The organism is Pseudomonas sp. GM49, assembly GCF_000282355.1.
Lineage (GTDB): Bacteria > Pseudomonadota > Gammaproteobacteria > Pseudomonadales > Pseudomonadaceae > Aquipseudomonas.
Map to the genome: position 1 here is coordinate 48426 of NZ_AKJL01000091.1, position 11113 is coordinate 59538.

The 11113-nt window shown below is 57.6% G+C and carries 8 protein-coding genes and 2 pseudogenes; 7 read left to right on the plus strand and 3 right to left on the minus strand.

From position 1 onward, the window contains the following. Window positions 1-189: 189 nt before the first annotated feature. The 5 genes from PMI29_RS20400 to PMI29_RS20380 all read left to right on the plus strand — a co-directional run bounded on the left by PMI29_RS20400 (window position 190) and on the right by PMI29_RS20380 (window position 6107). Window positions 190-1350: an ABC transporter substrate-binding protein gene (locus tag PMI29_RS20400; protein WP_007996151.1), complete on the plus strand. Its 1161-nt coding sequence runs from the start codon at window positions 190-192 to the stop codon at window positions 1348-1350. Window positions 1351-1543: 193 nt separating this feature from the next. Then, a complete protein-coding gene (locus tag PMI29_RS20395; RefSeq protein ID WP_007996152.1) occupies window positions 1544-2479 on the plus strand; it encodes an ABC transporter permease in 936 nt (311 codons plus the stop codon). A gap of 28 nt (window positions 2480-2507) precedes the next feature. After that, window positions 2508-3299: an ABC transporter permease gene (locus tag PMI29_RS20390; RefSeq protein ID WP_007996153.1), complete on the plus strand. Its 792-nt coding sequence runs from the start codon at window positions 2508-2510 to the stop codon at window positions 3297-3299. Between the two features lie 5 nt (window positions 3300-3304). Next, window positions 3305-4384 (plus strand): ABC transporter ATP-binding protein, encoded by a 1080-nt coding sequence (locus PMI29_RS20385; RefSeq protein ID WP_007996154.1) that lies wholly within the window; start codon window positions 3305-3307, stop codon window positions 4382-4384. 127 nt (window positions 4385-4511) lie between these two features. Next, the gene (locus PMI29_RS20380; RefSeq protein WP_007996155.1) at window positions 4512-6107 is read left to right on the plus strand and encodes a GMC family oxidoreductase; all 1596 of its coding nucleotides are present in this window, start codon (window positions 4512-4514) and stop codon (window positions 6105-6107) included. Between the two features lie 59 nt (window positions 6108-6166). Here the strand turns inward: PMI29_RS20380 and PMI29_RS33035 are convergent. The 3 genes and pseudogenes from PMI29_RS33035 to hisD all read right to left on the minus strand — a co-directional run. Next, window positions 6167-6625: pseudogene (locus PMI29_RS33035) on the minus strand (methyl-accepting chemotaxis protein); the annotation flags it as partial. 354 nt (window positions 6626-6979) lie between these two features. Next, window positions 6980-8236 (minus strand): annotated as a pseudogene (locus tag PMI29_RS33040) (PDC sensor domain-containing protein); the annotation flags it as partial. Between the two features lie 259 nt (window positions 8237-8495). Beyond that, window positions 8496-9779, minus strand: coding sequence for a histidinol dehydrogenase (gene hisD, locus PMI29_RS20370; protein ID WP_007996157.1), 1284 nt, complete (start codon window positions 9777-9779; stop codon window positions 8496-8498). A gap of 395 nt (window positions 9780-10174) precedes the next feature. On the opposite strand from hisD, the gene PMI29_RS20365 reads away from it, so the two are divergent. Together PMI29_RS20365 and PMI29_RS20360 are read left to right on the plus strand one after the other, a co-directional pair. Next, window positions 10175-10900: a ThuA domain-containing protein gene (locus PMI29_RS20365; RefSeq protein WP_007996158.1), complete on the plus strand. Its 726-nt coding sequence runs from the start codon at window positions 10175-10177 to the stop codon at window positions 10898-10900. Further along, the coding region (locus PMI29_RS20360; RefSeq protein WP_007996160.1) for a thiamine pyrophosphate-binding protein at window positions 10897-11113 on the plus strand (217 nt) is incomplete at its 3' end. The genes PMI29_RS20365 and PMI29_RS20360, both read left to right, overlap by 4 nt.

Consider the following 11113-nt stretch of genomic DNA (forward strand, 5'->3'; position numbering starts at 1 on the left):
GGCGCGATGCCCTGTTTACCTGGGCCGCGCAGTGCCACAGCTCCCCTGCAGCATGGAATCGATGCTGGCCATAACTCTGCCGATGTACAGGACTGCATGCATAAGGACTTTCCCGGCCAAACCCGCCGAGCCCACGTCATTGCAGGTCGCCAATTGTTTGCAAACAACCACCCTAGGCAGGAACTCAAAATGAAAAAAGAAAGAGAGACGGGTTATGGATCAACCGGCATCACCCTGGATTCGATCAGCCTGAACCGGCGCACCTTTATGCTGGGGGCTGCTGCATCTGCCGCGGGGTTGTACATCAGCTCGTTCGTGCCAAGTGCGTTTGCCGCGTCCTCCGGCCATCTGGAGATTCTTGGCTGGGAAGGTGAAACCGGTGATGCGGAGCTGGCCGACTGGCGCAAACAGCGTGGCATCACCGTACGTTCCAGCTATGCCAGCAACCAGGACGACATCACCGCGCGCCTGGCCGGCTCCGATCCCGTGCAGCTTGACCTGACCATGTACGCGTTGGGCTACGAGACCATCTATCAGGAAATGGGCCTGCTCAAGGCGATCGATACCTCGCAGATCCCCAACTACTCCGCAGAAAACACCGTCCCGCTTTTCTATAAAGGCAGCCGCTGGTACTGGGATGGCAAGCAATGGGGCATCCCGCTGTTGTGGGGCATGAATACCATCGTCTACAACCCCAAAAACGTGAAGAAACCAACCGAGTACAAAGACCTGCTCGACCCGAAACTCAAGGGCCGGCTGACCTTTGTCGATGACGGTACTTCCAACTGGTCACTCATCGCGATCATCGCCGGCTACGGCGACAAGTTTCCTAACCTGACCCGCGCCGAATTCGACGATGCCTTCGAAAAACTCAAACCGTATCGCGATCAATGCCGAGTCTTTGCGGCCTCCTCGGGCGATGCAGTTTCGCTGTTGGTGTCGGGCGAAGTCGACGCGGTGTTCTCGGCGTCGGCCAACACCCCCAGCGAGACCAAAAAGCGCGGCGTAGTCACAGAGCTATCGGTGCCCAAAGAAGGGGCGGCCCTCTGGTGCGATGCCCTGTTCATTCCGAAGACCGCCAAGGACGTACCACTCGCGTTGGAGTTCATCAACAAGACGCTTGAGGCCGATACCCAGGCGAAGATGGCCACCACGATGTTCTCTGGCGTGGTCAACCGCAAAGCTGTGCCGCTGCTCCCCGAAGAGCTGAGAACAACCTTCGACTACGCGAACCTGGACAGCTTTTTCGAGAAGTCGAAGCTCTACGGCCAGCCGCCCCTGAGCTCCGACAAGTACGTGACCTATGCTGAATGGATCGATCAGTGGGCGAACTTCAAAGGCTCGTTCTAGCCGTGTCGGCAATCTGGCGGGGTGAAAGAACTGCTTGAGAGGACTGTACGAGAGAGTGGGTGCTTGCGGGCACACACTCCTCTGCTCGATGCCGGAAGCCGTCCGTACCGCTCAAGGAGAGCACACGTCACAACGTGCATGCGCCCGGCAAGGCGCCCTCGTTATCGAAACAAAAAGCAAAGGCACAATAATCATGAACGTAGTGAACAACAGCGAGCCCATCCTCCTCGATGACAGGGATTCAAAGGCTGGCAAACACGTGAAAATCGACAAAAAAACACTGAGCGGGTATTTGCTGGCGTCGACTCCATTGTTCTTTCTGGTGGTGTTCTTCCTCATTCCGTCGCTGCTGCTCCTGGTCGCGAGTTTCTGGACCGCCAAAACCTTCAGCATGGAACCAGCCGCAACCCTGGCCAACTACGCCAAGGCGTTAAGCGCCAGCGGGTTTTACGACTCGCTATGGATCGCCTTGCAGAACGGTTTCTGGACCGCAGTGCTGTCGACGATCATCAGCGCCCCGGTCGCCTACTACATCGTTTACCGGACGCGCTCCAATGCAGTTCTGTACTTGGCCCTGGTTTCCTGGTTCTCCAGCTACCTGGTACGCGTCTACGCCTGGCGCTCGATTCTGGGCACCAACGGCGTGATCAACTCCACCCTGATGCACCTGGGGCTGATCGATCAGCCGCTGGAATGGCTGGTCTTCAGCAAGTTTTCAGTGGTGTTGACCCTGGTGCACATCATGCTGCCCTTCACCCTTCTGCTATTGGTGTCGGGCTTGCGCGACATCAAGAAGGATTACCTGGAAGCCGCTGCGGACCTGGGTGCCGGCGGCGCCACCATCCTGTGGCGGGTGATCATGCCGATGGCGCACAAAAGCATCGTCAGCTCCTTCATGTTCACCTTCGTCCTGGCGGCCAGTGACTACGTCACCCCGCAGCTTTTGGGCGGCAGAGACGCCATGACCACTGGCCTGGTGATCGCCAACCAGTTTCGTTCGGTTGGTAACTGGCCACTGGGGGCCGCGATGGCCTACTTGCTGCTGCTGGTTTTCATGCTGGTCTATGCGCTGCTGCTGGGGGTGTTGCGGGCCGCAAACCTGGCACCCGGCAAGCGTTACCACGACTGATGACCGCCCATAACAAAGGTAACTCGCCATGATCAGGCTCTTCACTTACGTCTACATGCTGTTCCTGTACGCGCCCATCGCGATCATCGCGCTGTTCAGCTTTCATTCGTCGGCCTCGCTGTCGTTCCCGTTCGAGGGCTTTTCGACTCAATGGTACGAAGCGCTGTTCAGCAGCCCGGACTTCATGACGGCATTGACCAACAGTGCAATCGTCGCCGCAGGCTCGGCCATCCTGACCACCTTGCTGGGAACGTTCTCGGCCCTGGCGCTGATGCGCATGAAAGGCCGGATCAAATCCATCTTTGCCTTCATGAATTTCGCTCCAATCGCATTGCCTGGTTTATTCCTGGGGATTGCGCTGGTGATTTTCTTCTCGTTGATCGGCCTGCCACGCTCACTGTTGACGGTGATCATCGGCCATACATTGTTCACCTTTCCGTTTTTCGTCGAGTCCGTTCGTTCACGTCTTGAGTACTTCGATCTCTCGTTCGAAGAAGCTGCACGTGACTTGGGCGCATCGCCGCTCAAGGCGTTCTGGCTGGTGACGCTGCCCATTATCGGCCCGACGATTGCCGGTGCCGCGATCCTTGCGATCGCCCTCTCCCTGGACGAGTTCCTGATTACCGTGTTCGTCACCGGCAGCGATACCACATTGCCCCTGATGATTCTTTCGATGATGCGCCGCGCGGTCAGCCCCACCATCAATGCCGCCTCGGTATTCATGCTGGTCGTGACCATCGCCATCATCGTCATTGCCGGCCTGGTCATGACCCTGCGCCGTCGTCGTCTCGAACTTGAACGTGCTGAAACTGCAGAGTAATCGCCATGACCAACAGTATTGAACTGACCGGAATATCCAAGAGCTACGGTAATCTGACTGCCCTGGGCAAAGTTGACCTGACCGTAAAGCGCAACGAAATCCTGACCTTGCTGGGCCCCAGTGGCTGCGGCAAAACCACGCTGATGCGCATCATCGCAGGCTTTGAAGAACCGACCACTGGCAAAGTTGTGATCGACGGCAAGGACTCCACGGCGCTGGCGCCGGAACATCGCCCCGTCAACATGGTGTTTCAGAAGTACGCCCTGTTCCCGCATCTCGATGTCTTCGATAACGTGGCTTTCGGGTTGCGCCTGAAAAAGAAACCGCGGGATGAAATCAAGCGTGAAGTGACCAAGGCACTGGAGTTGGTGCAACTGGAAAGCTTCAAGAACCGCTGGATCTCCGAGCTCAGTGGCGGCCAGGCACAACGCGTCGCCCTGGCTCGGGCCCTGGTCAATCGCCCCGCCGTGCTGTTGCTCGACGAACCACTGGCGGCACTGGACCTGAAGATACGCCACCACATGCTCAACGAGATAAAAAGGATCCACGAAGAGACCTCGACCACCTTCGTTTACGTCACCCATGACCAGGACGAAGCGATGATCCTATCCGACCGGGTGGTGCTGTTGAACAAGGGAGGCATCGAGCAGATCGGTGGACCACAGGAGATGTACTGGTCGCCACGCACCTTGTTCGCCGCAAAATTTTTCGGCGACACCAATATCGTCAACGGCACCTATGGGCTGGGCGATACCAACAGTGGTTATGTCGAGCTTCCGTTCGGGCGCTACGCGCACATGGCCAAAAACAGCCTGAGCGCCGGGCCCGTCAATGTCTCGATCCGCCCCGAAACCATCGGCCTTGAGCCTGCCTTGGGCAACCCGCTGGCCAACGGAGCCTTTGCCGGGAAAGTCAAAGACACTTCGTTCATCGGTAATCGGGTCATTTACCGCGTCGCCGTAGCTGGCGGAACCATCGACCTCAAATGCCAGCAGTTACCCACCCCTGGCAGTCTTACGCTGCCGCCAGGGTCGGATGTCGCCCTCACCTGCAAACCGGACAGCTTCGTGGTGATACCCGCCTGACCCACCGAAGGTTGAGCGACGGTCCCTGCGGCATTGCGTGCAGGGTCCGCCAGTAACGTCAACGCTGGATCGGCTCTTCAACAAGAGTCTGGTCCGGCGTTTTTTTTGATCAGAACGGTGAACAACAATGGTCCAATATATCGTGGTCGGTGGTGGATCAGCCGGGTGCGTCATCGCCGCGCGCCTGAGTGAAGATACGCAGGTGTCAGTCTTGCTACTCGAAGAAGGGCCGAGGGATACCCACCCGTTTATTCATCTCCCGGTGGGTTTCTATAAAACCAGTCAGGGCGACCTGGTTGAACGCTACCCCTGGGAGCCGCCAGCCGGCTACATCGGCACGCCAAATCCAACCATGGTGCAGGCCCGGGTACTCGGCGGCGGGAGTTCAGTCAACGCCATGGTTTACTTGCGCGGACAACCTGCCGACTACGACAGTTGGGCCGATAGCGGTGCTAGGGGCTGGGCGTACAAGGACGTACTGCCGTTCTTCAGGAAATGCGAAAGCAATGACCACTTCAGCAATGACGCACATGGCACAGACGGTCCGATCGGCGTCTGCGATCAACGTTTTACCCACCCTTTGACCAAGCTCTGGCTACAAGCCTGCCAGCAGGCAGGGCTGGCCTATAACGCCGATTTCAACTCCGGGGTGCAAGACGGTTGCGGGCTGTATCAAATCAACGCCAGCAACGGCCTGCGATCGAGCACCTCGGTGGCGTATCTGAAACCCGCGCGGCGGCGCCCCAACCTGACGGTCAAGACCCACTGCCGGGTGTTGCGAATCCTGGTCGAGAACGGTCGCGCCACGGGCGTTGAATACCTTGAGAAAAACCGTCGACATGTCTTGCGAGCTGATCGCGAAGTGATTGTCAGCGCCGGGGCAATCAACACGCCAAAACTGTTGATGCTGTCAGGCATTGGTCCAGCCGCACACCTGTACGACAAAGGGATAAAGGTAATCCATGATCTGCCGGGGGTCGGGCAAAATCTGCAGGACCATATCGAGGTGTCGTTGATCAATGAGCTGCGTCGCCCCTTGAGTTATGACAAGTACAAAAAACCGCACTGGAAAATCGCCGCCGGCTTGCAGTACGCGTTGTTTCGACAAGGCCCGGTGACCTCCAACGTGGTCGAAGGTGGCGCGTTCTGGCGTACTGCTCTGGCCGGGAACCGTGCGGATGCCCAGTACTGTTTCATGGCCGGGGCCGGTGTTGAGGACGGTGTAGGTTCCGTCCCTGGTGGCAACGGCTGCACCCTGAACGTGTGCCAGACCCGCCCCCGTTCGAGCGGTTTCCTGCAACTGCACAGCGCAGATCCGATGGACTTGCCCCGTATCGAGCCCAATTACCTGACTGACCCGCTCGACGTGGAGTGCATGGCGCAGGCCACCGAATTTGGTCGGCATATCATGTCCCAGGCCGCATTGGCAGAGCACATTAAGCGCGAGCATGTGCCCGCGGAACCGTTACGCACACGTGATGACTATCGGCGATTCGTGCGCCAACACGCCCATGCGGCGCTGCATCCGGTGGGCACCTGCAAGATGGGTACAGACGCCATGGCGGTGGTGAACAACGATCTGCGTGTACACGGGGTCGATGGCCTGCGGATCGCCGACAACTCCATCGCGCCGAGTTTGTGTTCCAGCAACACCAATGCAATGGCAATCATGATCGGTGAGAAAGCGGCTGATCACATTCAGCGTGCTGATCAGTTCCAGTAGGAGCCTGGGCGCGATGGCGGTAACTTCAACGCCATTGCGCCCAACCTCCTACCGACGGGTCAGACCCTGAAATTGTTCATCAGCACTTGTTGCTGGTAAGCAAAATCGTTCAGGGACTGGCTGATCCGCGCCGACTGATCCGCTTGTTCCACCAGGGTGCCCGTCACATCCCTGATAGCCGAGATGTTACGGTTCACCTCTTCGGATACGGCACTTTGCTCTTCGGCCGCACTGGCGATTTGCAGGCTCATATCGGTGATGATCTCGATGCTCCGACTGACATGAGTCAGTGCCTGTACAGCCTCAAGCGCTTGTGCTGCACTGGTGTCGGCCTGGCGATGCTGGCTCTGCATGGCGTTGACCACGTCGCGTGCTCCGCTCTGCAGACTTTCGATGACGCCCTGAATCTCACTCACGGAGTCCTGGGTACGCTGGGCCAAATGACGAACTTCATCAGCGACTACCGCAAACCCCCTTCCCGCTTCCCCAGCTCTGGCTGCCTCGATTGCCGCATTGAGGACGCTACCGACTTTCTCACTACTGTCGGCGAGTTCGCGGACCCGCGTCATGGCGCCGCTCATATGCGTCGCCAGTGACTGGATGGACTGTGCAGCAGTCTCGATGGTGCCTTTGCAAGAGCGGGCAGCGACATCGCCATCGCACGCGGCAGTCGCCGCCATGGAAGCATGTCGGGCCACCTCTTGCGAGGTCGCACTCATCTCGTGAGCGGCGGTCGCAACCTGCTCAACCTCTCGCAGTTGCTGTTGCATGCCGCTGCTGGTGCGCGTTGCAATCGAAGACGCCTGGTCAGCCGTGGACCGGGTGTCCATTACGCTATGACTGACTTGCGCGATAATCGGCTGCAGCTTATCGAGGAATCGATTGAACCCACTTGCCAGCCCCCCCATTTCGTCCCGCTGCTCAACGCGGAGTCGCCGGGTCAGATCGCCTTCGCCATTGGCGATGTTTTCCAGCATTTCGGATACGCGCCGAATAGGCTGGGTGACACTTGCCGCCAATAATCCCATCAGCAACGTACCTGCCAGAGTGACGCCAATTCCGGTGGTCACCTGCACGGTTACCGACTTTTGATTTGATTGATCCAGAACCTGCTGCAACGTAGCGACAGAGGCCATCAACGTGGCACGCGGCATTTCAATAACCGTCATCCAGTGGTTGGCGTTCGGTATAGGGGAAAACGGTACAACGAGCATGATGCCCGGGTTGCCAGGATCATCAATAGCGAGGGTTTCGCCAGTTTTCGCCCCCTCGAACATCTCGACTGCCTGCCCTGGATAGATGTCTTTGATGGATTTTCCCAGCGATGCAGGATCGCCACTTCGCCCCACGATGACGCCGGCAGAACTGACAAAGGTGAGCCGTCCTTGCTCCTCGAACAGTGAAGCACTGGCTTTCTGCGCGATGTTTTGCAGGCTACTGAGCGCCAGGTCGATACTGACCACGCCGATGAACTTTCCGCCGTCCATCAGAGGTAACGCAATGCTCGAGGTCAGTGTCGGTGAGCCGTTTAACAGGAAGGAATAGGGTTCGATCAAACAAGGCTTGCGCGTTTTCTTCGGGCAATTCCACCACGCTTTTCCCGGATCACCGTCATCCTGCATCTCCTTTTCTTCAAGGACGAAGTTTTGCATCGAGGAGACATACACCGCAAAACGACCATTGGCATTGCCGGTGAACTCAGCCGCATTGATGCTGTTTGAGTCAGCGCCATCCAGCGCATTGGGCTCAAATGAGAGGCCTACGCCGAGTATTTCCGGAGTGGTTGCCACCTGCGCCCGAATCAGGCGGTACAGATCACCACGCAGTTGCCTGGCAGCCAATCCATTTTGTCGGGCCTGTCGGCGCATCATGACGACCTGGGTGGCCAAGGAACGGGTAAACATCATGCTGCTGAGGAACCGCTGCTCAATACCTTTGGCCTGCAGGTGCGCGGTCGCCTCAAGGTACTGCATGGATGCCAGTGACAGCGAGTTCGTACCGGACTCTCTGACCACCGTCGACGTATCGCTCATCTGCTGAATTGAAAAGCCCGCCAGACAGAGCACCATGACAAACAGGCAACTCCCGGCTGCCAGCGTTATTTTTGTTTTAATCGACAAGGTTCCCATCGCATCGCCTCACTAAAATTCAGCCTGGAACAACAAGTTTTTTTCTGGCAACTAAAAAAAAAGCCCCCCAATTGGGGAGCCTGAAAACACTTGGAAAAACGGTAAGAGTGACCAGCAATACCGAGAAACGACCCTTTCTCCCGCTACCCGCTTGCCAAGTGCTGCAACTAACCAGCGGCCTGCTGAGATCCGCCGGTTCGATGTTCGAAAAAAGAACGCTGTCACGCAGAAAAACGTTGCGCTCTATAAACAGGAGAAATCAGACAGCCTTCTTGTAACGGCGAATGCGGATATCTGCCTGTTCCTTGTGCCCGGCAAAACCTTCCATGCCGCACAAGCGGGAGCAGTACTCGCCAACCAACACAGACGCTTCGTCAGTCAGGACACGTTGATAGGTGCAGGTCTTGATGAACTTGCCGACCCAAAGACCACCGGTGTAACGCGCGGTCCCGGTGGTCGGCAGTGTGTGGTTGGTGCCGATCACCTTGTCGCCGTAGGAGACATTGGTCCGCTGCCCGAGGAACAGCGCACCGTAGTTGGTCATGTGCTCCAGGAAATACAGCGGGTCGCGAGTCATAACCTGGACGTGTTCGGAGGCAATGCGGTCGGCTTCCTGGACCAGTTCGTCCACGGTGTCGCACAGGATGATCTCGCCATAGTCACGCCAGGCGACGGAGGCGACGGGCGCGGTCGACAGAATGGCCAACTGCCGCTCGATTTCCGCCGGCAGGGTTTCTGCCAGTTCAGCGCTGTTGGTCAAGAACACCGCTGGCGAGTTGACGCCGTGTTCGGCCTGGCCCAGCAAGTCAGCGGCAATGATTTCAACGTCGGAACTGTCATCGGCGATCACCAGTGTTTCGGTCGGGCCGGCAATCAGGTCGATACCGATTTTGCCGAACAGCTGTCGCTTGGCTTCGGCGACAAAGGCGTTGCCCGGGCCGACGATCATATCGACCGGTTTGAAGTCATCGGTGCCCAATGCCAACGCAGCGATGGCCTGAACGCCGCCCACACAATAGATTTCATCGGCGCCAGCGAGGTACATGGCCGTCACGATGGCAGGATGAGGCTTGCCGTCGAACGGCGGAGCCGCTGCGACCACACGCTTTACGCCCGCCACTTTGGCCGTCAACACACTCATGTGTGCCGAGGCCAGCAAAGGATACTTGCCGCCGGGGATGTAGCAGCCCACCGAGTTCACTGGAATGTTGCGATGCCCGAGGATCACACCCGGCAGCGTTTCGACTTCGACATCGTGCATCGAGGCTTTTTGCACTTCGGCAAACCGCCGGACCTGCGCTTGTGCAAACTTGATGTCGCCGATTTCCTGTTCCGAAAGGCTGGCGACGCACTCGGCGATCTCCTCGTCGGTCAGCCGGAAAGTCGCAGGCTCCCACTTATCAAATTTCTTCGAATACTCCCGAACGGCTGCATCACCGTTCCTGGCGACATTGGCAATGATCTGCTCGACCGTTTCGCGAACTTGCGAAGCAATTTCGGCTTGAGCTTCGACGGGCTTACTTTTTTTCAGATAACGAATCATCAATTTGCTCCAGGTGGTTCTTGATGCACGCAACATGCACTCAGCATTGGCAAACATCTTTTCTCACCCCCCTGTTCCCGGCAATTTCGCAGCGGCCTTATTGCTGACGCGATCTGACGCAGCACAGACGCAAAGTTGAAGCACTCCTGACAGCGCCACCGCTCTGGCGCGGACAATAGTGTTATTCGTATAACCTTTTATTCTCAAACGCGGCATGCACAAAACCATTTTGCTGCCTGTCGCAATTCCCGAAATCTTAATGAAACCCTTAGCCTGCCTTGCCACTCCATTAAAAATTTGATTCAGGCATTGACAGCGCTGTTTTGAGTGATAGCTTAAATAAGCGGTTATACGTATAACCTAATATTCACACCCAACCTAAGAGGTGACCAACCGTGAGTCGAGTCTTGTATCTATACGGTGGCTGGCCCGGCCATTTCCCCTATGAAATCGCCGCATGGGCCCGGACCGTTTTCCAGGAGCTGGATTTCGACGTTGAAGAGTCGACAGACATCTTCACATTGGACAGGGATTTGACCGGTTACGACCTGATCGTGATTGGCTGGAACAACGCGGTCACCACTGAAACGCTGACCGCCTCGCAGGAAAACCGCCTGCTTGAAGCGATCGAAAGCGGCACCGGCCTGGTGGGTTGGCATGGTGCTGGCGCAGCCTTTCGCGCAAGCCTCAAGTACCACTGGGTACTGGGCGGCTCCTTTCTCGAGCATCCGATGGGCGAAGGTTTTCCCCACCCTTACCAGGTCAACGTCATCGATCACACGCATGAGGTCACTCAAGGCGTCGAGGATTTCGAGGTCCGTTCCGAGCAGTACTACATGCAGGTGGACCCGAACATCCATGTGCTCGCCGAAACCACGTTCGACGGCAACCCGTTCCCATGGATCAAGGGCCACCGCAGCCCGGTCGCCTGGGTACGCCAGTGGGGCCAGGGACGCGTTTTCTACCACTCCATCGGACACGACACCAGCAACCTGGCCGACCCGAATATCCGCCGCCTGACCAAGCAGGGCCTGAACTGGGCAACGCGCGGACGTGCTGAAGGTCACGGCAAAACCACCGCATCCACCCCGCTTACATCAACCCAAGGAGTCCTGTCATGAGCAAATTGACCGGCAGCCAGATCGTGGCGCAAACCCTGAAAAACTACGGCGTCGAGTATGTCGCCGGCATCCCGGGCCACGGCATCTGGACACTCACCGACGCCTTCCTCGAAGAAGACTCGAAACTCAAGTTCATTCAGGTCTTCCACGAACAGAGCGCCGTGCATCTGGCAGATGGTTACTACCGTGTGGCCGGCAAGCCTATGGCGGCGG

What these genes read in the sequence shown, in the direction of transcription:
- PMI29_RS20380 (WP_007996155.1), top strand. Translation starts at nt 4,512, where the DNA reads ATGGTCCAATATATCGTGGTCGGTGGTGGATCAGCCGGGTGCGTCATC.
- hisD (WP_007996157.1), bottom strand. Translation starts at nt 9,779, where the DNA reads ATGATTCGTTATCTGAAAAAAAGTAAGCCCGTCGAAGCTCAAGCCGAA.
- PMI29_RS20390 (WP_007996153.1), top strand. Translation starts at nt 2,508, where the DNA reads ATGATCAGGCTCTTCACTTACGTCTACATGCTGTTCCTGTACGCGCCC.
- PMI29_RS20395 (WP_007996152.1), top strand. Translation starts at nt 1,544, where the DNA reads ATGAACGTAGTGAACAACAGCGAGCCCATCCTCCTCGATGACAGGGAT.
- PMI29_RS20385 (WP_007996154.1), top strand. Translation starts at nt 3,305, where the DNA reads ATGACCAACAGTATTGAACTGACCGGAATATCCAAGAGCTACGGTAAT.
- PMI29_RS20400 (WP_007996151.1), top strand. Translation starts at nt 190, where the DNA reads ATGAAAAAAGAAAGAGAGACGGGTTATGGATCAACCGGCATCACCCTG.